Here is a 21,399-nt window from a genome sequence, read left to right as displayed (position 1 = left end):
CGGCCGGTCTACCGGTAGTGGCCAGCGTTGCCGTGGTCCATCCGCTCGAGAGTGTCCGCGGCCTCGTTCTGCCCGGACGCGTACGACCCCAGGGTCGTTGCCATATTGCGGAGTCCGTCCCGCAGATTGGCGTGGGCCGCGGCGTACCCCTGTCCGCCGTCGGCGAAGGTGCTGCCGTAGCTGTCGTCGCCCCAGGCCGCGCCCTTGGCGGACAGCGCCTGTTCCAGGGTGGCGAGAATGCCGTTGACGCGGCTTTCGAGATCCTGCATCTGCCCTGCGGCACTGCGCAATCGATCAGGAGTAACGCCGACTTTCGTTGCCACTGTTGCCCTTTCGCCGATGGACGGAAGATCAACGATGGCAACGGGTGCGGGCCGCGCAACAGGCCGGCGACCCCGAATTAACGCCGCCCTGACAGGTTTCGCCGTCTTCTTGACGAAACTCCGTGTGGGACAGGCAAAACCCGGTCCGGCATCCGCCGTTCGATGCCGGACCGGTCACACGGAACTAGCTGCAGGCCGGGGAGGTCTGGTTGGCCAGCGAGAGTGCGTTGCAGATCCATTCCTTCTGGACCTTCCACTTGCCGTCCTCGGCCACGAAGGGCACGACGGCCTGCTGCGGCGCGCCGCCGTTGATCGCGACCTGGGCGTCGGCGGTGATGGTGCCGTTGCCGAGGTCGGTCACGTTGGTGACGGTGATGGTGGCGTTGTTCTGCTTGTAGGCCTCCGCCAGCCGGGTGGGCAGGCTCGGGTCGGCCGAGACGCCCTGCAACATGTCGAGCTTCTCCGAGTCGGGGATGCTCGGGTCGAGCGCCTTCTGCAGTTCGGTGTTCAGGTCCGCCGCGGTCGGGGCCGGCGGGTAGTTCGTCTGCGCCGCGGTGGTCTTGGAGGTGGTGACCTTGGCGGGCTTGCTCTCCTTCTTGTCACCGCTCCCACACGCCGACAGCCCGAGTACGGTCACGACAGCCAGTGCCGCGACCGCGATGCGTCCAGTCTTCTGAAGCTTCAACTGCTCGTCCTTTGCGTTCGAGTAGGTCCGTTCGACAACGTGCCAGCTACACCCGACCGGCGGCGCTGCACGACACGCGACACTACCAACGCGGCGTCTCAGAAGCCGCCTTCGCGACGCACGGCGCGGCATTTTCAGGCTGAATCCTCATAATTCACGCATTCGGGCCACAGCGGTGGGACAAGCCCCGATAGCCCCGAAAAGTAAGGAAGACGGGCCTGGCTCCCGTACCCCCGGATGGCGCCGGAACCGGCTCAGCGCAGGCTGCCCAGAGGGTCGGCACGGGTGAGGTCGGGGTCCTCGGCGGGGAACGTGCGGGCAGGACCCGGCCCCGTGGAACGGGTTTCGAACCTGATGGTCACGACCCCGTGGCCCGCGCCCTGTACCCAGCCGTGCCCGAATTCGGGGTGTTCGACATCGAGTCCCGGGTACCAGGTTCCGACGGCGAAGGAGCGAGTCGCGGGCGGCACCACCGGATCCGGGCCCTCGGGCACCGCGAAGGCGGGCTCCTCGGAGACCGCGCCATCGGTGTCGACCGTCTGATCCAACTCGGGGAACAGCGATTCCTGCCGAATCTCCGATAGTCCGGCGAAACCCACTCCCACCAGGCGAATCGGCCCGATCTCGGCCGGGTCCAGGGCGGACCGCTGCGCGGCGGCGGTGAGGGTGGCGAGATCCTCGGTGGCGTAGGGCAGCGTGGAGGAGCGGGTCACGATGCTCATGTCGGTCTTCTTGAGCTTGAGCACCACGGTGCGCGCCGCGCGGCCGTCGGTGGTGAGCCGCCGATGGGCGGAGGCGGCCATGGCGTCGATGGCCGGGCGCAGCTGGGCGAGGGTGAGAATGTCGGTCTCATAGGTGGTTTCGGCGCTGATCTGCTTGGCCTCCGCGCGCTCGGCCACCGGCCGGTCGTCGATGCCGCGGGCCAGCCGGTGCAGCGCCACCCCGATGCTGCCGCCGAGAATCGAGGACGCCTCCGACTCCAGCAGCGCCGCCAGCGCCCCCACGGTCTCGATTCCCAGTGAGCGCAACCGGCTTTCGGCCACCGGCCCGATCCCCCACAGTTTGCGTACCGGCAGCGCGGACAGGAACCCGTCCTGCTCGGCCGCCGGAATCACCCGCACCCCATTGGGTTTGGCCAGCCCGGAGGCGATCTTGGCGAGCTGCTTGCCGCTGCCCGCCCCGACCGAGGCCACCAGCCCGGTGCGCTCCCGCACCGCCGCCCGCAGCTCCTCGCAGAATTCGAGCACCCGCGCCGGAGTGGCCCCGGACAGTTCCGCGGGTTCCCCGAACGCCTCGTCGAACGACAGCGTCTCCAGCACCGGGATCCGGGTCCGCAGGGTGTCGAAGACCTGCCCGCTGAGTTCGCCGTACACCGCCCCGCGCGGTGGGATCACCACCGCCGCCCCGCCGACCAGCCGTCGCGCCTGATGCATGGGCATGGCCGAGCGCGCTCCGAACACCCGCGCCTCGTAGCTGGCGCCCGCCACCACGCCGCGCCCGCCCATGCCGCCCACGAGCACCGGCCGTCCGCGCAGGGTCGGGCGGGTCAGTTGCTCGACCGAGGCGAAGAACGCGTCCATATCTATATGCAGCACCCATCGCCGCTGTCCCGTACCTCGGGACCCGCTGTCGATTTGCTGTGTGTCCGCGCCCGCCCCGGCCGGCCCGCCGCCCCTGTCCTCCGGCCCTGCACAACCGGCTCCACCAGGCATGATGTCCCGGTTCGCGGGGTCGGCAGACGTGTTCACACCGGGAAATCTACAAGCGACTACCGACAGGCACGACCCGCCGGATGTGTGATGATTCGTCCATGACGATTCGCAAGGCCGTGATTCCCGCAGCGGGTATCGGCTCGCGCCTGCTGCCGCTGACCAAGGCGATCCCGAAGGAAATGCTCGCGGTGGGTGACAAGCCCGTCATCGAACACACCGTCCGCGAGCTCGTGGCCTCCGGCATCACCGACATCACCATCGTGGTGAGCGGCGGAAAGTCGTTGATCCAGGATCACTTCCGCCCCAACCCCGCCCTGGTCGCCCAGCTGCGCGCCGACGGCAAGACCGCCTTCGCCGACGCGGTCGAGGAGGTCGGTGAGCTGAGCCGGCAGGGCCACATCACCTATCTGGACCAGCACGGCCCCTACGGCAACGGCACCCCGGTGCTGAACGCGGCCCGCCACCTGGGCAACGAGCCCATGCTGGTGCTGTGGCCCGACGACGTCTTCGTCGCCGAGGTGCCGCGCGCCCAGCAGCTCATCGACGCCTACGAGAAGACCAACGCGCCGGTGCTGGCGCTGATGCCGATGGATCCGTCCGAGTCGCAGCGCTACGGCGTCCCGGTGGTCGAGGAGACGGTCGGCGAGGGTCTGATGCGGATCAGCGGCCTGAAGGAGAAGCCCAAGCCGGAAGACGCCCCGTCCTCCTTCGCCGCCATCGGCGGCTACGTGGTCACCCCGGGCATCATCGCCGAACTGCGCAAGCAGGTCGACAACTGGTACACCCACCGCACCGGCGAGGTGTATCTGACCGATGCCATCAATGTCTTCGCCGCCGAGAATCCGGTGTACGGCCAGGTGATCCGCGGGCGCTGGTACGACACCGGCAACCCGGCCGACTATCTGACCGCGCAATTCGCCTCGGCGCTGGCGCATCCGGAGTACGGTCCGCTGTTGCGCCAGCTCGTCGCCGAGTAGTCCGCCGCCGCCCCACAGGCCGCCAGCTTCGGCGCACAGGTGCCGTGCACCCAACCACGCCAGACCGAATTTGTCGAAACCCGAAACATGGGGGCATGTTTCGACGATCATGCCGGTGGGTCGGGATACCCCTCTGGATCGAAGGTCGGTTTTGCTAGGCGGATTGGGCACCCGGGCGGCACTGCTCGCGGCGGCAAGTTGTTCTCTTGTCACTACGTTCACCATGGTCGTACCCGCTGGTCCGGCCCTCGGTGCCCCACCCGACCCGATAACCAGTACGGCGAGCCTCGCGGGCACCGCGGTGTCCGACGACGGGTCCGCCATCACCTCCTTCGAGGTGCACGACTCCCGCAACCTGACGCTGCACGTGCACTCGGCGGCCATGTACTCCGATATCACGGTCGAGGTGCAGCGTCCCGCCGACACCTCCGAGCCGCGCCCGGTGCTGTATCTGCTCAATGGCGCGGGTGGCGGCCAGGACACGGCGACCTGGAAGCGCAATACCGATTCCACCCAGTTCTTCATGGACAAGAACGTGAACGTGGTGATGCCGATCGGCGGCGCGTTCACCTACTACACCGATTGGCGCAGCCCCGATCCCCGGCTGGGGCAGCCCATGTGGAAGACCTTCCTCACCGAGGAGCTACCCCCGCTGGTCGACGCGGCCCTGGCCACCAATGGGATTCACGCCATCGCGGGCATGTCCATGTCGGGCACCTCGGTACTGCAGCTTCCGATCGCCGCGCCCGGCCTGTACCGGGCCGTCGCCGCCTACAGCGGGTGCGCCCAGATCAGCGATCCGGTCGGCCAGAAGTTCACCGACCTGGTGGTCTCCATCGGCGGCGGCAATCCGGTGAACATGTACGGGCCGATGGACGATCCGGAGTGGGCCGCCAACGACCCCTACGTGCACGCCGAGGCGCTGCGCGGCCTGGGGATCTATGTCTCCAACGGCTCCGGCCTGCCCGGCCGCCACGACAATGTGGCCGATGTGCGCAGCCTCGGTCCGGCGGACGGCGGTCTGCCGCAGCAGATCCTGGTCGGCGGCATCCTGGAGGCGGCCAGCGACTGGTGCGCCCGCAATCTCAAGACCCGCCTGCACCAGTTGGACATTCCCGCCACCTTCGATATCGCCAAGCCGGGCACACACTCGTGGGGCTACTGGCAGGACGCGCTGCGCGCCTCGTGGCCGGTGCTGGCCCAGGGCCTGGAGCTGCCCGAAACGGACTGAGCCGCGGCCGGTTCCGGCCCTCGGTGTCCTTCCGGCGAAGCCGCTAGCCCTCGTCGGCGGCGTTGTAGCGCACGAGATAGGCCGCGAGCCGTTCGACATCCGCGTCGTCCCAGTCGGCGAACCGTTCGGTGAACGCGGCGCTGCGGTTGCGCGCCGCGGCGCGGGCCACCCGTCTGCCCTCGGCGGTGGCGTGCAGCACCAGGTTGCGGCGGTTGGCCGGGTCGACCTCGCGGGCCAGGTAGCCGTCGCGTTCCAGCGCGGCCACCTGGCGGCTGACCGTGGACTTGTCGAGGTGGAAGTGCCCGGCCAGATCCGAGGCCAGGCACCCGTTCCGCTCGATCACCAGGTCGAGAATGCTGGAGGCCACCAGCGACAGCTCCGGATGCAGTTCGGCGGCGCGCCCGCGGGCGCGCCGGGCGAAGGCGGTGAGCTCGCGCTGTATGACCTCGATCGCATCGGATCGGCCGGGAAATGCGTCAGCGCTCTTCATAGTTGTAGACTACAACCTCGATTGGTTGTATTTACCAACTATTGGAGAAGAACCCATGGCCTCGCATCAGATCCGGCATGTCGCCGTGCACCTGCTCACCCCGCTGCTCATGTGCCTCGGCATGGGGCTGGCGTACCTGGGCGCGTTCCACCAGCCCGAGCCCAACCACCTGGCGGTGGCCATCGTCGGCGACAGCCCGCAGGTCAAGGTGCTCGCGCAGACCCTGAAGGACAAGGGCGGCAATGCCCTCGACGTGATCACCGTGCCCACCCGGGACGACGCGGTGAGCCAGCTGCGCCACCGCGACCTGGCCGGCGCGTACGTCCCCGACACCGAGAAGCCCGAACTGCTGGTCGCCAAGGCCGGATCCGATACCACGGCCATGGCCGCCGAGGCCGTCTTCGGCCAGGTCGCCGGACTGCAGAACGCGCCGCTGACCGTCACCGACGTCACCACCCCCAGCTCCGGCGACCCCACCGCGCAGGGCATCTTCTTCCTCCTGGTCGCCCTGAGCATCGGCTCCTACGGCAGCGTCGCCGCGATCGGCGCGGCGGGCGCGGGCCTGTCCATGTGGCTGCGCGGTGCGATCGGCCTGGTCACCTCGCTGCTGGTGAGCCTGATCGGGCTGGCCCTCGCCGGCCCGGTCTTCCACGTGGTCGACCACGACCTGGGCGCGATCTGGGGCATGTCGTGGCTGTACTCCGCGGGCATCCTGACCATCGGCATCGGCCTGCACACCTTCCTGAAGCGCTGGACCACCCTGGCCCTGATGGTGCTGTTCGTCATGCTGAACTTCACCAGCTCCGGCGGCGTCTACAGCCCGTGGCTGCAGAACGACTTCTTCGGCACGCTGCACCACTTCTGGAACGGCGCGGGCTTCGTCGAGGGCGCACGCAGCCTGCTCTACTTCGACAGCACCGGACTGGGTGGCCGGATGGCGAGCCTGGCGCTCTGGCTGGCGGCGGGCGTGCTGCTCCTGATCGTGGCGGGCCTGACCGAAAAGCGGCAGGCCGCAGCGCAATCCGAGCCGCACCACGCCGCCCCCGAGCCCGTCGGGCAGGCCCCGTCCGCCGAGACCGCGGTGGCGGCCGAGGAGGAGATGGAGGAGGCGGTCGGCGTCTGAGGCCGGCCTACCGAATACCCAACTGCGACAAGGCGGTCCGGATGCCCACCCGGACCGTCTCGTTGTCTCCCATGCCCCCGCTGACGGCCACGCCGTCGCGGGTCAGCAGCAGCGCCCGGGCGGCATCGTCGATGTCGGTGCGCCCCGCGGCGCGCAGCCTGTCGGCCATCAGATCCCGGAACCAGCCGCGATAGTCGTCGACGACCTTGCGGACGGCGTGCTCCGGATTCGGGAACTCCACGGCCGCATTGAGAAACGGGCAGCCCCGGAAGCCCGGTCCGCAGCTGAGCTCGCCCAGCCGCTCGAAGATGCCGACGATGGAGTCGGCGCCGGCGCCGGGGATGGCCTCCAATACCTCGCGCTGACGGCCGTATTCGCGCACCAGGTAGGCGACGACCAGGTCTTCCTTGGTCTTGAAGTGCCGGTAGAAGGTGGCCTTCGCGATGCCCGCCTCGGCGATGATGCGGTCGATGCCGACGGTGTGGATGCCCTCGGCGTAGAACAGCCGGGTCGCGGTGTCCAGCAGGCGATCACGGGCTTCACTCATGGCTGACCTGCACTCCTTCCCCTCATCGGGCTTCGGTATTGACGATAGCAGACAGATCTGTCTACCCTGAGTCGCGTCTGAACAGACAAGTCTGTCTAGGGAGATTCGAAATGGCTAAGCTCTTCACCTCGTCCGCTACCTCCGTCGGCCGCGAGGGCCGCTCGGTCAGCTCCGACGGTTACCTCGACCTGAAGCTGGCCCAGCCCAAGGAGGCCGGCGGCAGCGGTGACGGCACCAACCCGGAGCAGCTGTTCGCGGTGGGCTACTCGGCCTGCTTCGCCGGCGCGCTGCAGGTGGTCGCCCGCAACCAGGGCATCGAGCTGGGCGACACCTCGGTGACCGCCGACGTCAGCCTGAACAAGGACGAGGAGACCGGTTTCGGCATCTCCGTCGTGCTGCGCGTCGAGCTGCCGGAGGAGCTGCAGAACGACAAGGGCCGCGAGCTGGTCGAGGCCGCCCACCAGGTGTGCCCCTACTCCAAGGCCACCCGCGGCAACATCCCCGTGGAACTGGTTGTCGAGTAAGACGATTCAGTAGAAGCGGCGAATGGTGTAGATGTCGAACTGGCTCAGCGGAGTCAGGCCGACGGGCACACCCCAGTCGTACGCGTTCAGCACATTGCCGCCTCCCGCGTAGATGCCTACGTGGGAGGCGTCGTCGTTGAGGACGACGACGTCACCGACCTCCATGGAGCCGACCGGCACCTCGAGTCCGGCGTCGGCCTGCTGCCAGGTGGTACGTGGCATATCGATGCCGACGCTGCGAAAGGCCCACTGCACCAGGCCCGAGCAGTCCCAGGCGTCCGGGCCGGTGCCGCCCCAGCGATAGGGCTTGCCGGTCTGGGTGGTCGCGAGCGCAAGCGCGAGCATGGCCCGCGGACTGGCCACCGGCAGCTGCGCGGAACCGCTCGCACTGCCCGAGGCCGACCCGCTGGCGCTGCCGGAGGCGGACCCCGACGCCGAGCCGGTATCCGCGTGCGCCAGGCCGGCCCAGAGCGCGACGCTCAGCACCAGGGCCGCGGTCGTCGTGACGAATGATGCGAAACGGTGAACCTGCCTTCGAGCCATATGCGTGCCCCTTCATCGGCGATACCGCAGCAACATCTCGAGGGAGACTATTAGCTAACTGATAGCTGTTCTAGCGCACGCGCAACATACGTCACAAGAGAACCCGGCTCGGCGTGTCTCGAACCTCCGTCGCTCACCTCAAAAAACGCCTGTTCAAGCGATTGGACCCCGAAAAGCCGAGAGCGCCCGCCCGAACTTCGGGAAGGCGCTCAAAGTTTGCCAAAGGCCGATGCTGCAGCGTCCGCCAGCGATCAGCGGTGCAGCCGCAGGGTCAGGTGGTGGTTGGCCTTCATCAGCATCGGGATCAGGACGTAGGCCGAAGTGGGCACCACGATCGCGGTCAGGACAAGGGTCCGCACGAACACCGGCAGGCTCGCCATCTCGGGGCCGAGCAGGGCCAGAGCGATGGTGATGGTCGGGTACACGGCCAGCCAGGTGATGAGCGCGCGCCGATGCGCCGACGGAACCACCATGGGCGCAGCGGCATTCGCGGCAGCGACAGTGGCGGGGGTGGTGGTGAGGGTGGTCATTATGCGCTCCTAGCGACCGTGTTCCCGATTGTCGGCGAGACGGTCCGTCTCGTCTCATGGGTAAGTTAGCCGCCGCCGCGACACCTGTCAAGACGAGACGTTCCGTCTCGTTCGGCGGTATGATGGAGCCATGCCCCAGCCGCCCAATCCCGAACTGCGCAGCGCCAAGTCCCACCAGGCGATCCTCGACGCGACCTTCGAACTCGCCGTGCGCAATGGCTACGGCAAACTCACCATCGAGGCCATTGCCGCCAAAGCCGGCGTCGGCAAGCAGACCATCTACCGCTGGTGGCCCTCCAAGGGCGCGATCGCCCTCGAGGCCATCAATGACCAGATCGGTTCGGCCACCGACTTTCCCGACACCGGTGACATCGCCGCCGATCTGAAGGCGCAGATCGGCGGCCTCGCCCGAATGCTGGCAGGCGATGTCGGCTGCGTCTACCGCGGCGTCATCGCCGAGGCCCAGAACGACCCGAAGCTCATGCAGATGGTCCGTGAGACCTTCGTCGAACCCCGGGCCCGGAAGGGTGGGCTCCGGCTCGAATCCGCCATCCGCGCCGGGCAGATCCGTGACGATCTGTCAGTGCTCGCCATGACCAATATGCTCTACGGCCCGGTCTACCTGCGGTTCCTGCTCGGCGTCGGCGGCGTCCTCGACGCCCCGGAACTGGTGGACCCCATCCTCGACGGACTGCGTCCCCGCTCCTGACGCAAAAGGGAAGGGGCGGAACCGGGTTCGGTTCCGCCCCTTGTCGCTTCGGCTACGCCTTGACGATCGAGACCTTCACGCCGCCGACGACCTCGGAGGCATCGGCACCCACCTCACCGAGAGACAGTGTGGTGGCGAGGATTTCGCCCGCGATCAGCTCGCGGTGGGTCTCCGCCCAGCCCAGGCGCTCGGCCGGGACGTCGAGCACGACCGTGATGCGGTCGGAGACGTCCAGGCCCAGGGACTTGCGGGTCTCCTGCAGGTCGCGGATGAGGTCGCGGGCCCAGCCCTCGGCCTCCAGCTCCTCGGTGACCGCCGAATTCAGCACCACCAGACCGATATTGCCGGGCAGGGCGGCGGTGGATTCGGGTTCGGCGGCGACCAGCCGCTGGGTGTACTCCTCCGGCAACAGGACGATGCCGGCGGCGGAGACGGTGCCGTCGGCGGCCTCGCTCCACTCCCCGGCCTTGACGGCCTTGATGACCGTCTGGACCTCCTTGCCCAGGCGCGGTCCGGCGGCGCGGGCGTTCACCACGAGCTCGAAGCGGCCGTGCGCGGCCACATCGGTGGTGAGGTCGACCTTCTTGACGTTCACCTCGTCGGCGATCAGATCCACGAAGGGCCGCAGGCGTTCCGCGTCGGCGGCGGCCACGGTGACCTCCGAGAGCGGCAGGCGCACGCGCAGGTTCTGGGCCTTGCGCAGGCTCAGCACCGTGGAGCAGACGGTGCGGACCTCGTCCATGGCCGACACCAGTTCGGCATCGTGCGGCAGGTCGGTGTCGCTCGGCCAGTCGGCCAGGTGCACCGAGCGCTCGCCGGTGAGACCGCGCCAGATCACCTCGGTCAGCAGCGGCAGCAGCGGGGCGGCCAGCCGGGTGGTCACCTCGAGCACCGTGTGCAGGGTGTCGATGGCGTCGCGGTCCTCTTCCCAGAAGCGCGAACGCGACCGGCGCACATACCAATTGGTGAGCGCGTCGGCGAAGGTGCGCAGCTCGTCGCAGGCCGTCGCGATGTCGTAGATCTCGAGGGCGTCGGTCATGACGTCGCGGGTCTGCGCCAGCTTGGCCAGGATGTAGCGGTCCAGCACGTTCGGCGAGTCCGTGCGCCAGGTACCCGGCTTGGAGGCGTAGAGCTGCAGGAAGGTCCACGCGTTCCAGAGCGGGCGCAGGGCCTGGCTGACACCCTCGCGGATGCCGCGCTCGGTGACGATGAGGTTGCCGCCGCGCAGCACCGGAGACGCCATGAGGAACCACCGCATGGCATCGGAGCCGTCACGGTCGAAGACCTCGTTGACGTCCGGGTAGTTGCCCTTGGACTTGGACATCTTGAGTCCGTCGTCGCCGAGCACGATGCCGTGCGCCACCACCGATTTGAAGGCCGGGCGATCGAACAGCGCGGTCGAGAGGATGTGCAGGTTGTAGAACCAGCCGCGGGTCTGGCCGTTGTACTCGACGATGAAGTCGCCGGGGCTGTGCGCGGCAGCGACGGCGGTGCCGTCCGTGGACTCCGTGGGGGTGCCCTCGAACCATTCCTTGTTCTCGAACGGGTAGTGCACCTGCGCGTACGGCATGGAGCCCGACTCGAACCAGCAGTCCAGCACCTCGGGCGTGCGCCGCATCATCGACTTCCCGGTCGGGTCATCAGGATTCGGGCGCACCAGCTCGTCGATGCCGGGCCGGTGCAGATCGCTCGGCCGCACGCCGAAGTCCTGCTCCAGCTGATCCAGCGAGCCGTACACGTCCACGCGCGGGTAGGCCGGGTCGTCGGAGATCCACACCGGGATGGGCGCACCCCAGTAGCGGTTGCGGCTGATGTTCCAGTCGTGCGCGTTCTGCAGCCACTTGCCGAACTGGCCGTCGCGGATGTGCTCGGGAACCCAGGTGATCTCCTTGTTGAGCTCCACCATGCGGTCGCGGAAGGTGGTGACCGCCACGAACCAGGACGGCACCGCCATGTAGATCAGCGGCTGGCCCGAGCGCCAGCTGTGCGGGTAGGAGTGCTCGATGGTCTCATGCCGCAACAGCTTTCCGGCGGCCTTGAGGTCCTTGATGATGACCGGGTTGGCGTCGAAGACCATGAGGCCCTCGTAGGGCGGCACCATGGAGGTGAACTTGCCGCCCGGATCGAGGGGCTGCACGACCTCGATTCCATTGGCGGAGGCCACATCCATGTCCTCCTCACCGAACGCGGGCGCCAGATGCACCACGCCGGTACCGGAGTCGGTGGTCACGTAGTCGGCGTTGAGCACCCGGTGCGCGTTGGGGTGGCCGAGGAAGAAGTCGAAGGGCGGCAGGTAGTGCAGGCCCTCCAGCGCCGCGCCCGAATACTCGGACAGCACAGTCGGTTCCTCGCCCAGCTCGCGCGCGTAGTGCGAGACCCGCTCGGCGGCAAGCACATACCGCTTGCCGTCCTTGCCCTGGACATGGGCGTAGGTGATGTCGGGGTGCACCGCGATCGCCAGGTTGGACGGCAGCGTCCACGGCGTGGTGGTCCAGATGAGGGCGTTGGCGCCATCCAGGGCGTGCAGCGGGTGCTCGGCGGGAACCCGCAGCACCATGTCGACGGTGACCGCCGGATCCTGGCGCATCCGGTAGGAGTCGTCGAGCCGCGCCTCCTGATTGGACAGCGGGGTCTGCTCGTACCAGCTGTAGGGCAGCACCCGGAAGCCCTGATAGATCAGGCCCTTGTCGTACAGCGACTTGAACGCCCACATGACCGATTCCATGAAGTCGAGGTCGAGGGTTTTGTAGTCGTTGTCGAAGTCGACCCACCGGGCCTGGCGTGTCACATAGTTACGCCACTCGTTCGTGTAGCGCAGTACCGAGGATTTGCACGCGGCATTGAATTCCGCGAGACCCATGGCATCGATCTGTGATTTGTCCGTGATACCGAGCTGCTTCTCCGCTTCGATTTCCGCGGGGAGGCCGTGAGTATCCCAACCGAATCGTCGTTCCACCTTCTTCCCGCGCATGGTTTGGAATCGCGGGATCAAATCCTTGACGTATCCGGTGAGCAGATGGCCGTAGTGCGGCAACCCATTGGCGAAGGGCGGGCCGTCGTAGAAGACGAATTCCTCTGCATCGGAACGGTTCTCGATGCTGGCGCGGAAGGTGTCGTCGGCGGCCCAGTAGTCCAGGACCCGCTGCTCCAACTCGGGGAACGACACCTGACCGGACGTCCGGCTCAGGTCAACGCGCGGATATGCGCTTCGGGTGGTGGTCTCGTCCGCCATCGCGGCCTCTCAGCTCCTCGTGCCAGCACTGTGGGCACGGGGACGATGCCGGCGCCCGGTGCGCCGTAACCGCGGTACCACCCCGCTTGCCCGGTCCAGGATCACGAAAACCCTGGCAGGACCGAGCCTCTCGTTGTGAGCTGTGACGGGCTCACCCGTTCGGTTCTAGTGAGCGAGGCCCTGTCGTTCACTGCTGAACGCAGATGCCCGCCGTTCTTCCGAAAGCTCCCCGGTGATGGCCGGATCAACGCCGTATAGCTCTCTACAGTCTAGCGGGGCCGGTCCAGCGGATATTCCGCGGACCCGCCCCACTAGTGCTTCGCATGTCTTCCGCTCGGCCGTGACGAGGTGTCCTCGTCATCGGTCCGCAGCGACAACGCACTGACGAGCAGCAGCACCGCGCCTATCACGCACACGATGATGCAGCCCCATGCCCAGATCACCGAACCGGTGGTCAGTGCGGTCACCAGCAGGCCGAAACCCACGGCTGCGAGCGCGAGCGTCACCACGAGCAAGTGCACCACCCCCTCGTTGGGCTTCGATAGCGATGGCTATCGGAGGACTCGAAAGGTTGGCGGCGATACCGCGCCACCCGGGAGTTCGTCCCGCGCGACCTGGCATCGCTGGCCGTATCTACGACTTTACTTGCTGCCCTTGAGAAGTGCGCCGTTGCCGGACGCATCCTGGCCGAACTCGCCGCCGTCGACCGGGACCGCCGAACCACGGTTCTCCAGCTCCTCCAGCTGCGATTCCAGGTAGGACTTCAGGCGCACACGGTATTCGCGCTCGAAGGTCTTGAGCTGCTCGATCCGGCTCTCCAGCACGCTGCGCTGCTGGGTGATGGTGGCCATGATCTCGGTGTGCTTGCGCTCGGCGTCGGCCTGCAGGGCGTCGGCCTTCTCCTTCGCCTGGCGCAGCTGGGAATCCGAGCGGGTCTGCGCGTCGGACAGCATGGCCTCGGCCTTCTGGCGGGCATCGGCGATCATCGCCTCGGAACGCGTACGCGCGTCGCTGACCAGGCGCTCCGAGTTGGCCCGGGCGTTGGCCAGCAGCTGCTCGGCCTCGGTCTTGGCATCGGAGGTGAGGCGGTCGGCCATCTCCTGGGCCAGCGAAAGCACCTTGGCGGCCTGCAGATTCGCGTCCGCGGAGGGTGCGTCCTGCTTGACGGCGGCCACCGGGACCGGAGCCGGCATCGGGGCCGGGGGCGGCGGCGGAGCGGCCTTGATGGGCTCCGGCGCGACGGGCGCCTTCACCGGCTGAACCGCGGGACCCCGATTCTTCTTGGCGTCAGCCAGTTCCGCATCCAGCTCGGCAACTCGCTGGCGAAGATCAGCGTTCTCCTCGATGAGGCGTGAGAGCTCCTGCTCGACCAGGTCGAGGAAGGCATCGACTTCATCCTCGTTGTAGCCGCGCTTCCCGATCGGCGGTTTGCTGAACGCGACGTTATGAACATCGGCGGGGGTCAGCGGCATGGAACGATCCCTTCACGCTTCGTATGGAGATCTAGCGGTAGATCTGGGCAAGCTTTCTTTCCGGCCATTCTGTCACACCTGAGCTATCGACTGCCCTGCCTGGCCCGTGATCGTCATCAAGATGAACACGATGAAAAGCAGGACCATAATGGACAGATCGAGCCGAATTCCCCCAAGATTCACTGGGGGTATCAAACGCCTCAGAAGTTTCACCGGAGGGTCGGTGACCGTGAAGATCACCTCCAGGATGATCACCACGAAGCCCGTCGGCCGCCAGTCTCGCGCGAAGCTGCGGATGAACTCGACGATGACTCGGCTGATCAGCAGCAGCCAGAAGAGGAACAGCAGTAGGTTCAACACCTGGAACAGGGCCACCGCACCACTGTGCCCTAGATTCCATGATCGGCAAAATAGAAACACTGGGCCCGATTGCCCTCCGCTTCGCTCCGGGCGGATTCGCGGCCCTGTCACCTCGGCCTTCCCTCCTCCGCTCCCCCGCTTCGCTCCTCCGCTCCAAGCGCGGGGAGGCGGAGCGCAGTCCAGGCCGAGGCGGGCCGCGAACTTCGAGTGGGACCGCAGCACGGACCGCATGAAGAGCAGCAAAGGACCACATCCAGAGCCCGAGTCCAGGCATGTGATTCATGACATGCCCATCTGAATGAGCGTGCGATACCCGACAACTCGGGCGCAAGACTCCCCCGCGAATCCCCCGCGACTATTTCGCAACCCCCGTTGACGAACGCAATTCGTTGCCGCCGTTCAGTTTTGGCGCAACGGTCGAACCCCGGCTGCCGCCTCCGCGCACTCGCGGCTGCGGCAGCTCGTCACTTCTGGTTGTAGAAGCCGTTTTCCGCGATCCGGCGGCGCTCCTCGGCGGAGACGTCCACATCCGCCGGTGAGAGCAGGAACACCTTGGTGGCGACCTTGTCGAACGAACCACGCAGGGCGAAGGCCAGGCCCGCGGCGAAGTCCACCAGGCGGCGGGCGTCGGAGTTGCTCATCTCGACCAGGTCCATGATCACCGGGGTGCCGTCGCGGAAGCGCTCACCGATGATGGCGGCCTCCGCGTAGGTGCGCGGGCGCAGTGTGGTGATCTTGGACAAGGTGCCTCCGTCCTCGAAGATCTGGGGACGGCGGGCCGCCTCGATCCGGCGCTCCTGCTCCCGCAGTTCCTCGATGCGCCGCTCCGCGTCGGTATCCATCGCGAGCGCGCCGCGGGTGCTGCCACGCACCGAGGGCGCGCTGCCGCCCATGGCACGGGTGCGGCTGGACGGGGCGGTGTCGATGCGGGTGGGACGACGGGGCGCGTCGTAACGGTCGTCGGCGTCGTAGCGGTCGCGGTGGTCGCGCTCGCGGTGATCGTCGGCGTAGTCGTCCCGGCGGGACGCGCTGTACCCGGGCTTGTAGGGCGCCTTGTAGGACGGCTCGTAGGCGGGCTCGTCGTCGTAGCGGTCCTCGCCGTATCGGTCGTAATCACGCTCGCGTTCGGCGTAGGGCCGGGGACGACGCTGGACACGCTCATCGGCGCTCCGGGCGGCTCCGCGGTCGTCGACGTAATCGTCTTCGTAATCCTCGAGCGGAACCATCCCGAAGTACGCCTTGAACTTGTGCAGCGTGCTCATCTGGTCGACCTTCCTTCGGCCCCGGTTGGCCTGGGGTGTTGTCCTGCTCAGTCCTCGTCTGCCACCAAGCATATGTTTCGAATGTGACTGGTGAGGTTTCTTTGCTACGCCGAGGTTATCGGTCGCGTGCCCATCAGGGCTGTACCGACACGCACGCAGGTGGATCCATGGCGGATGGCCGACTCCAAGTCGCCGGACATACCCGCCGACAGTTCTTTCGCATCGGGGTGGACGGTTGTTAATGCGGCGTGGATGCGGGCCAGTTGCTCGAAGGCGGCATCCGGTTCCATGTCCAGCGGCGGGATGGCCATCAGGCCTGCGAGCTGCAGGGATCGCGAGGCGGCGACCTGATCGGCGAGCGCGTGCAGGGCCGCGTCGCGGGCGCCGCCGCGGGACGGGTCCGCGTCCAGGGACACCTGGAGCAGCACGCGCAAGGGGGTGGTGCGGGATCCGTCGTCCAATGCGGCCTCCGCGGCGGCGTCGAGGGCGCTCGCGAGCCGGTCGCTGTCCACCGAGTAGACCGTATCGGCCCAGCGTGCAACGGATTTCGCCTTGTTCCGCTGCAGCCGTCCGATGAAGTCCCAGCGTATCTGGGACAGGTGTCGCAGCTGCGCCACCTTGCCCGCCGCCTCCTGCTCACGGGACTCGCCGAACTCGCGGCAGCCCAATCCATAGAGGATCTCGATATCCGAGGCGGGGAAGAACTTGGTGACCGGCAGCAGGCGCACCGACCCCGGCGCCCGGCCCGCGGCCGCGCACGCTGCGTCGATTCGCTCGATGAGTGCCGACAGGGCGGTGGCGAGCTCGCCGACGCGGCCGGCGCCGGACGTGACCTGCGCCGCATCGGATCCCTGTGCGGCGGTGAAGCTTTCGGTCATTCTGAAACTCCCTCGGATGACATCCAAATCACACCGGCGAGTCGGCCGGTCGGCGCGTCGCGGCGGTGCGAGAACAGCGTCCGGTCCTCGATGGTGCACCGCGGATCCACCGCGACCGCGCCCACGCCGGCCGCCTCCAGTTGCCGGCGGATGCCCGCGCGCAGATCCAGGCCGGGCGTGCCCTTGGCCGTGGTGGTCGCGCTGCCGGGCAGATGCGCCTCGACATCGGCGCGCATGGCGGCGGGCACCTCGTACTGGCGACCGCTGGCCGCCGGGCCGAGGAACGCGCCGATGCGCTCGGGCTTCGCGCCCACCGACACCATGGCCTCCAGCACTCGCGGCACGATCCCGATCCGGGCCCCGATCCGCCCCGCGTGCACGGCGGCGATGACGCCGGCCTCGTCGTCGGACAGCAGGATCGGCACGCAGTCGGCGGTCAGCACCACCAGCGCGAGATCGCGCCGGGTGGTCACCAGCGCATCGGTGGCGGGCACCGGCTCGGTCCGCGGACCGTCCACGATCTCCACGTTCCGCCCGTGGATCTGCTCCATCCACACCAGGTGGTCCGGCGCGAGCCCGATGTTCTCCGCAAGCCGAACCCGATTGCGCCGCACCGCCTCCGGATCGTCACCCACGTGATCGCCCAGGTTGAACGAGTCGTACGGCGCGGCCGAGAACCCGCCCGCCCGCGTCGTCACAACCCGTCTGGTCCGAAATATCCGTGCCGCTGCTGTCATGCCTTCGAGGGTAGTAGTCACCGCCGGGCAACCCCGAACTCACCACCGCCCCCCTGAACGACACCACCGCCCGGAAACGACATCGCGCCCGCTCCGGAGCCGGAGCGGGCGCGATGGATGAATCCGTCAGGGGCGCAACGTCAGCGGCGCATGAAGGAGGGGACGTCGACGTCGTCGTCATCGGCGTCCGGGGGCTGGATGTGGCCGCGAGTGTTGCTCGCGACCGTCGGGTCGACGGCCGGCCGGGGCGCGCTGTAGGACGGGGCCGGGCCGCGCTCGGCGACCGGCTGCGGCGGCGGGGCCGGCGCGGGCTCGGAGCGCGGGGCGGGAGCGGGCTCGGAGGTGCGGGCCGAGGTGTATTCGTGTGAGCGGCCGACGCTTCCGGCGCTGGCGCTCGCGGTGCCGCTGGTATTGGTGAACCGGCTGACCGCGGGTTCGATGCGCCGGGAGGGGCCGCTGCCGTCGAAGCCGGCGGCGATCACGGTGACGCGGACCTCATCGCCGAGGGAATCGTCGATGACCGTACCGAAGATGATGTTGGCCTCGATGTGCGCGGCCTCCTGCACCAGCGAGGCGGCCTCGTTGATCTCGAAGAGGCCGAGGTCGGAGCCGCCCGCGATGGACAGCAGCACGCCGTGCGCGCCGTCCATGGATGCTTCCAGCAGCGGCGAATTGATCGCTGCCTCAGCGGCCTTCACCGACCGGCCCTCGCCGCGGGCCGAGCCGATGCCCATGAGGGCCGAGCCCGCACCGGACATGACCGACTTGACGTCGGCGAAGTCGACATTGATCAGACCCGGGGTGGTGATCAGGTCGGTGATGCCCTGAACACCGTTGAGCAGCACCTCGTCCGCGGAGCGGAAGGCGTCCATCAGGCTCACGGCCGCGTCGCCGAGCTGCAGCAGCCGGTCGTTCGGAATGACGATGAGGGTGTCGCAGGACTCGCGCAGCGCCTGGATGCCGGCCTCGGCCTGGTTGCTGCGGCGCTTGCCCTCGAACGAGAACGGCCGCGTCACGACACCGATGGTGAGCGCGCCGAGCTTGCGCGCGATGGAGGCCACGACCGGCGCGCCGCCGGTGCCGGTGCCGCCACCCTCGCCGGCGGTCACGAAGACCATGTCGGCGCCCTTGAGGACTTCCTCGATCTCGTCCTTGTGATCCTCGGCGGCCTTGCGGCCGACCTCCGGATCGGCGCCGGCGCCCAGACCGCGGGTGAGTTCCCGGCCGACATCGAGCTTCACGTCCGCATCCGACATCAACAACGCCTGCGCGTCGGTGTTGACGGCGATGAACTCGACTCCCTTGAGTCCCTGTTCGATCATCCGGTTGACGGCGTTCACGCCGCCGCCGCCGATACCGACGACCTTGATCACAGCAAGGTAGTTGTGCGGGGGCGTCATGGGCTCTCGCCTTCCTTCGATCTGAAACAGCTTGTCGTCTTCGGCTACTCGCAAAATACCGGCACGATGGTCTCGGTCCGGTAAACCCTCAACCATAGCTTCAGCGTTATGTCAAGTATCCGACTGGTGCCGAACGGTATTCGCAGCCACCGCGTTACGGGCGCAGGCGCGCCGAACCGAGCATCAGAATCTTGTGTGATTCGACTCGTCCGACCCACCCGAGCATCGTATCGTGGACGGTTGCCCTCCGGTCCTGGATCGGAACCGACGGTGCCCTTCCGGCAAACCACCGAAAATTTCGGCAGCCCAATGGGTATCGCTCACTTTACCGTGACCAGATTCGGACTCGAAACATCGAATACCTTGCCCGGCTGGGAAAGCAGGGGTCCGACCACCGCGGCCTTGCGCGCGGAGTCCCCGGTTCCGCCCCAGAGCACGGTCCGGCCGTCACGCAACTCCAGGGCAATATCCGAAACCGAGCGGGCCACAACCGCTCCCACGCCGACCTCGTCGCGCAGCGGAACAGGAATCGCGGCCATGACGGCCACCGCGGCCTTGGTCACCGGGTCCGATCCGCCCGGATGATCGGTCACCAGTTTGGGTATCCCCGGTCCCGGCGGCTCGATCGCGAATTCCACGCTGTCGCAATCGAGCAGATGGGCACCGTCGGGACTGTCGAAGTACAGCACGGGGATGCGCTCCACCACCGTCACCCGGACCGTGGACGGGAACACCCGCTGCACGCGCACGGAACGGACCTTGGGCAGCTGTGACACCCGTTCGGCCATGGCATTGGTGTCCAGCCGCATCATGGACAGACCGTCCGGTACCTGCAGCGCGTCCTGAACCTGTTGTTCCGGAACGGCACTCAGCCCTTCCACCTGCACCGTGCGCACCGACAGCAGCGGCGTGAACCAGGCGACCAGTCCGAACGCGATCAGCACCACGACCCCAGCCAGAGCGCCCCACCGTACCCGGCGCGACCGCCACGAGGTCACGATCCGCGATTCGCGGCGAACCCGCCCACGGCGCAGCCGGGCCCGCCGGGCCGCCGCGCTCTCGCCCGCGGATTCGGCGCTGTTGTCCGCTGCCGCAGCGGATTCGGTGTCGTAATCGTCCGCGTCGTAGCTATCGCCGGCGGCCGGATCCGGCCGATCCGCCGCTCCCCCACCCGAGCCCACGGTGGCTCACCGTCCGTGTGAGGGTCGTGCGCGCAGCCCGTCCAGAATCTGGCTGCCCAGCATGGTCACATCGCCCGCGCCCATGGTGATCACCACGTCGCCGGGCCGCGCCAGCGCGCCCACCTGCTTGCCGACCCGGGACATATCCGGCTGGTAGTGCACGGGTTTTGTGACCGCGTTGGCCACCAACGCGCCGTTCACACCCGGCAGCGGTTCTTCACGCGCGCCGTACACATCGAGTACCACCACCTCGTCGGCCAGCGACAGCGCCGCGCCGAACTCGGTCGCGAAAGTGGCGGTGCGGCTGTACAAGTGGGGCTGGAACACCACGATCACCCGGCCCGGCCGCGAGCGCGCGCCGTCGCGCGCCTCCTGCGCGACCAGTTCGGCGGCTGCGGAGAGCACCGCGCGCACCTCGGTCGGATGGTGGGCGTAGTCGTCGAAGACGCGCACGCCGTTCTCACGTCCGGTGAGCTGGAAGCGGCGGTGCACGCCGCCGAAACCCTCCAGGCCCTGGATGATCTCGCCCATGTCGGCGCCGGTCGCGCGGGCGGCCAGCAGCGCGCCCAGCGCATTGAGGGCCATGTGCCGGCCGGGCACCGACAGGCGCAGGGTGCGCGGGGCATGCTCGTCGGCGAGCTGGAAGACAGCCACGCCGCCGACATCGCGCGGCTCCCAGGACAGCAGCTGCGCACCGACCGGGACACCGGACGTGGCGAAATCGCCGGAGCCGTAACCGATCACCTGGATGCCGCGCGGATCCTCGGCCAGCCGGGCCGCCGACCGCTGCGCCAGGCCCAGCGAACCCGGATCGTCCACGCACACCACCAGGCGGCCGCCCGGTTCCAGCCGGTCCACGAAGTCGTCGAAGACCTGGACGTAGGCCTCGTCCGTACCGAAGTAGTCCAGGTGGTCGGACTCGATATTGGTGACCACCGCGACGTCGGGCGCGTACTGCAGCAGCGACCCGTCGCTCTCGTCGGCCTCGGCCACGAAGATGCCGCCGGTGCCGTGGTGGGCATTGGTGCCGGCCTCGTTGAGTTCGCCACCGACGGCGAAGGACGGGTCGTACCCGCAGTGCTGCAGGGCCACCACCAGCATCGAGGTGGTCGAGGTCTTGCCGTGCGTGCCCGACACCAGCAGCGTCTTGTGACCCTGCATGAGCGAGGCCAGCACGGCCGGGCGCAGCAGCACCGGCACACCGCGCCGATGCGCCTCCACCAGCTCGGGATTGGTCTTGGGAATGGCGGCGTAGGTGGTCACCACGGCGGTGGGCCCGCCGGGCAGCAGGTCCAGGGCGCCGGCGTCGTGGCCGATGCGCACCTGCGCGCCGCGCGCCCGCAGGGCCAGCACGCCGCGGCTCTCCTTGGCGTCGGAGCCGGAGACCATGCCGCCACGCGACAGGAGAATTCGGGCGATCCCGGACATACCGGCACCACCGATGCCGATCATGTGCACGCGTTGCAGATGGTCGGGTAGGTCG

The 21,399-nt window shown here is 68.0% G+C and carries 22 protein-coding genes; 5 read left to right on the top strand and 17 right to left on the bottom strand.

From position 1 onward, the window contains the following. Positions 1 to 8: 8 nt before the first annotated feature. The 3 genes from ACFXIV_RS39790 to ACFXIV_RS39780 all read right to left on the bottom strand — a co-directional run bounded on the left by ACFXIV_RS39790 (position 9) and on the right by ACFXIV_RS39780 (position 2,588). Positions 9 to 323 (bottom strand): WXG100 family type VII secretion target, encoded by a 315-nt coding sequence (locus ACFXIV_RS39790; protein WP_379401665.1) that lies wholly within the window; start codon positions 321 to 323, stop codon positions 9 to 11. Positions 324 to 507: 184 nt separating this feature from the next. Next, positions 508 to 1,008 carry a hypothetical protein gene (locus ACFXIV_RS39785; protein ID WP_379388871.1) on the bottom strand — a complete coding sequence of 167 codons (501 nt, stop codon included), beginning with the start codon at positions 1,006 to 1,008 and terminating at the stop codon, positions 508 to 510. 254 nt (positions 1,009 to 1,262) lie between these two features. Further along, entirely contained in the window at positions 1,263 to 2,588 is a 1,326-nt protein-coding gene (locus ACFXIV_RS39780) for a DNA polymerase IV (RefSeq protein WP_379401664.1), read from the bottom strand. 230 nt (positions 2,589 to 2,818) lie between these two features. On the opposite strand from ACFXIV_RS39780, the gene ACFXIV_RS39775 reads away from it, so the two are divergent. Further along, the gene (locus ACFXIV_RS39775; RefSeq protein WP_354842978.1) at positions 2,819 to 3,697 is read left to right on the top strand and encodes a UTP--glucose-1-phosphate uridylyltransferase; all 879 of its coding nucleotides are present in this window, start codon (positions 2,819 to 2,821) and stop codon (positions 3,695 to 3,697) included. A gap of 223 nt (positions 3,698 to 3,920) precedes the next feature. Next, complete coding sequence (locus ACFXIV_RS39770) at positions 3,921 to 4,928, top strand: alpha/beta hydrolase (RefSeq protein WP_379401663.1); 1,008 nt, start codon at positions 3,921 to 3,923, stop codon at positions 4,926 to 4,928. A 43-nt stretch (positions 4,929 to 4,971) separates the two neighbouring features. On the opposite strand, the gene ACFXIV_RS39765 is transcribed toward ACFXIV_RS39770, so the two are convergent. After that, entirely contained in the window at positions 4,972 to 5,418 is a 447-nt protein-coding gene (locus ACFXIV_RS39765) for a MarR family winged helix-turn-helix transcriptional regulator (RefSeq protein WP_379388868.1), read from the bottom strand. Positions 5,419 to 5,473: 55 nt separating this feature from the next. On the opposite strand from ACFXIV_RS39765, the gene ACFXIV_RS39760 reads away from it, so the two are divergent. After that, complete coding sequence (locus ACFXIV_RS39760) at positions 5,474 to 6,541, top strand: hypothetical protein (protein ID WP_379401662.1); 1,068 nt, start codon at positions 5,474 to 5,476, stop codon at positions 6,539 to 6,541. A gap of 7 nt (positions 6,542 to 6,548) precedes the next feature. Here ACFXIV_RS39760 and ACFXIV_RS39755 read toward each other — a convergent pair whose 3' ends face one another. Continuing rightward, positions 6,549 to 7,088, bottom strand: coding sequence for a TetR/AcrR family transcriptional regulator (locus ACFXIV_RS39755; protein WP_379401661.1), 540 nt, complete (start codon positions 7,086 to 7,088; stop codon positions 6,549 to 6,551). 110 nt (positions 7,089 to 7,198) lie between these two features. Between ACFXIV_RS39755 and ACFXIV_RS39750 the strand changes: the two genes are divergently transcribed. After that, positions 7,199 to 7,612, top strand: coding sequence for an organic hydroperoxide resistance protein (locus ACFXIV_RS39750; protein ID WP_354842991.1), 414 nt, complete (start codon positions 7,199 to 7,201; stop codon positions 7,610 to 7,612). A 6-nt stretch (positions 7,613 to 7,618) separates the two neighbouring features. On the opposite strand, the gene ACFXIV_RS39745 is transcribed toward ACFXIV_RS39750, so the two are convergent. Both ACFXIV_RS39745 and ACFXIV_RS39740 read right to left on the bottom strand, forming a co-directional pair. Beyond that, positions 7,619 to 8,155, bottom strand: coding sequence for an NlpC/P60 family protein (locus ACFXIV_RS39745; protein WP_379401660.1), 537 nt, complete (start codon positions 8,153 to 8,155; stop codon positions 7,619 to 7,621). 251 nt (positions 8,156 to 8,406) lie between these two features. Next, a complete protein-coding gene (locus ACFXIV_RS39740) occupies positions 8,407 to 8,685 on the bottom strand; it encodes a hypothetical protein (protein ID WP_379401659.1) in 279 nt (92 codons plus the stop codon). A gap of 130 nt (positions 8,686 to 8,815) precedes the next feature. Here ACFXIV_RS39740 and ACFXIV_RS39735 point away from each other — a divergent pair, with 130 nt between their 5' ends. Beyond that, entirely contained in the window at positions 8,816 to 9,394 is a 579-nt protein-coding gene (locus ACFXIV_RS39735; RefSeq protein ID WP_379401658.1) for a TetR/AcrR family transcriptional regulator, read from the top strand. Positions 9,395 to 9,446: 52 nt separating this feature from the next. On the opposite strand, the gene ileS is transcribed toward ACFXIV_RS39735, so the two are convergent. The 10 genes from ileS to murC form a co-directional block, all read right to left on the bottom strand. Further along, complete coding sequence (gene ileS / locus ACFXIV_RS39730) at positions 9,447 to 12,626, bottom strand: isoleucine--tRNA ligase (RefSeq protein WP_379401657.1); 3,180 nt, start codon at positions 12,624 to 12,626, stop codon at positions 9,447 to 9,449. A gap of 311 nt (positions 12,627 to 12,937) precedes the next feature. Then, positions 12,938 to 13,141, bottom strand: a complete 204-nt coding sequence (locus tag ACFXIV_RS39725; RefSeq protein WP_379388941.1) for a hypothetical protein — start codon at positions 13,139 to 13,141, stop codon at positions 12,938 to 12,940. Positions 13,142 to 13,267: 126 nt separating this feature from the next. Continuing rightward, a complete protein-coding gene (locus ACFXIV_RS39720; RefSeq protein WP_357005481.1) occupies positions 13,268 to 14,098 on the bottom strand; it encodes a DivIVA domain-containing protein in 831 nt (276 codons plus the stop codon). Positions 14,099 to 14,170: 72 nt separating this feature from the next. Then, the gene (locus tag ACFXIV_RS39715) at positions 14,171 to 14,473 is read right to left on the bottom strand and encodes a YggT family protein (protein WP_040856625.1); all 303 of its coding nucleotides are present in this window, start codon (positions 14,471 to 14,473) and stop codon (positions 14,171 to 14,173) included. Between the two features lie 449 nt (positions 14,474 to 14,922). Then, positions 14,923 to 15,720, bottom strand: coding sequence for a cell division protein SepF (locus tag ACFXIV_RS39710; protein ID WP_379401656.1), 798 nt, complete (start codon positions 15,718 to 15,720; stop codon positions 14,923 to 14,925). A 104-nt stretch (positions 15,721 to 15,824) separates the two neighbouring features. Further along, the gene (locus ACFXIV_RS39705) at positions 15,825 to 16,598 is read right to left on the bottom strand and encodes a YggS family pyridoxal phosphate-dependent enzyme (protein ID WP_379401655.1); all 774 of its coding nucleotides are present in this window, start codon (positions 16,596 to 16,598) and stop codon (positions 15,825 to 15,827) included. Beyond that, positions 16,595 to 17,335, bottom strand: a complete 741-nt coding sequence (pgeF, locus tag ACFXIV_RS39700) for a peptidoglycan editing factor PgeF (protein WP_379401654.1) — start codon at positions 17,333 to 17,335, stop codon at positions 16,595 to 16,597. Before pgeF ends, ACFXIV_RS39705 begins: the two co-directional genes overlap by 4 nt. Positions 17,336 to 17,475: 140 nt before the next feature. After that, complete coding sequence (ftsZ, locus tag ACFXIV_RS39695) at positions 17,476 to 18,735, bottom strand: cell division protein FtsZ (protein ID WP_379401653.1); 1,260 nt, start codon at positions 18,733 to 18,735, stop codon at positions 17,476 to 17,478. 320 nt (positions 18,736 to 19,055) lie between these two features. Next, a complete protein-coding gene (locus ACFXIV_RS39690; RefSeq protein ID WP_379401652.1) occupies positions 19,056 to 19,916 on the bottom strand; it encodes a cell division protein FtsQ/DivIB in 861 nt (286 codons plus the stop codon). A gap of 6 nt (positions 19,917 to 19,922) precedes the next feature. Continuing rightward, positions 19,923 to 21,368, bottom strand: a complete 1,446-nt coding sequence (murC, locus tag ACFXIV_RS39685; protein WP_379401732.1) for a UDP-N-acetylmuramate--L-alanine ligase — start codon at positions 21,366 to 21,368, stop codon at positions 19,923 to 19,925. Positions 21,369 to 21,399: the final 31 nt, after the last annotated feature.

Source organism: Nocardia sp. NPDC059236, from assembly GCF_042754085.1.
GTDB lineage: Bacteria > Actinomycetota > Actinomycetes > Mycobacteriales > Mycobacteriaceae > Nocardia.
Note: the sequence above shows the minus strand (reverse complement) of the source record. Positions and strands in the feature narration are given on the sequence as shown.

Coding starts and splice junctions, on each gene's coding strand:
- ACFXIV_RS39780 (WP_379401664.1), bottom strand. CDS start 2,588: ATGGACGCGTTCTTCGCCTCGGTCGAGCAACTGACCCGCCCGACCCTG.
- ACFXIV_RS39775 (WP_354842978.1), top strand. CDS start 2,819: ATGACGATTCGCAAGGCCGTGATTCCCGCAGCGGGTATCGGCTCGCGC.
- ACFXIV_RS39770 (WP_379401663.1), top strand. CDS start 3,921: ATGGTCGTACCCGCTGGTCCGGCCCTCGGTGCCCCACCCGACCCGATA.
- ACFXIV_RS39765 (WP_379388868.1), bottom strand. CDS start 5,418: ATGAAGAGCGCTGACGCATTTCCCGGCCGATCCGATGCGATCGAGGTC.
- ACFXIV_RS39760 (WP_379401662.1), top strand. CDS start 5,474: ATGGCCTCGCATCAGATCCGGCATGTCGCCGTGCACCTGCTCACCCCG.
- ACFXIV_RS39755 (WP_379401661.1), bottom strand. CDS start 7,088: ATGAGTGAAGCCCGTGATCGCCTGCTGGACACCGCGACCCGGCTGTTC.
- ACFXIV_RS39750 (WP_354842991.1), top strand. CDS start 7,199: ATGGCTAAGCTCTTCACCTCGTCCGCTACCTCCGTCGGCCGCGAGGGC.
- ACFXIV_RS39745 (WP_379401660.1), bottom strand. CDS start 8,155: ATGGCTCGAAGGCAGGTTCACCGTTTCGCATCATTCGTCACGACGACC.
- ACFXIV_RS39740 (WP_379401659.1), bottom strand. CDS start 8,685: ATGACCACCCTCACCACCACCCCCGCCACTGTCGCTGCCGCGAATGCC.
- ACFXIV_RS39735 (WP_379401658.1), top strand. CDS start 8,816: ATGCCCCAGCCGCCCAATCCCGAACTGCGCAGCGCCAAGTCCCACCAG.
- ileS (WP_379401657.1), bottom strand. CDS start 12,626: ATGGCGGACGAGACCACCACCCGAAGCGCATATCCGCGCGTTGACCTG.
- ACFXIV_RS39720 (WP_357005481.1), bottom strand. CDS start 14,098: ATGCCGCTGACCCCCGCCGATGTTCATAACGTCGCGTTCAGCAAACCG.
- ACFXIV_RS39710 (WP_379401656.1), bottom strand. CDS start 15,720: ATGAGCACGCTGCACAAGTTCAAGGCGTACTTCGGGATGGTTCCGCTC.
- ACFXIV_RS39705 (WP_379401655.1), bottom strand. CDS start 16,598: ATGACCGAAAGCTTCACCGCCGCACAGGGATCCGATGCGGCGCAGGTC.
- pgeF (WP_379401654.1), bottom strand. CDS start 17,335: ATGACAGCAGCGGCACGGATATTTCGGACCAGACGGGTTGTGACGACG.
- ftsZ (WP_379401653.1), bottom strand. CDS start 18,735: ATGACGCCCCCGCACAACTACCTTGCTGTGATCAAGGTCGTCGGTATC.
- murC (WP_379401732.1), bottom strand. CDS start 21,368: ATGATCGGCATCGGTGGTGCCGGTATGTCCGGGATCGCCCGAATTCTC.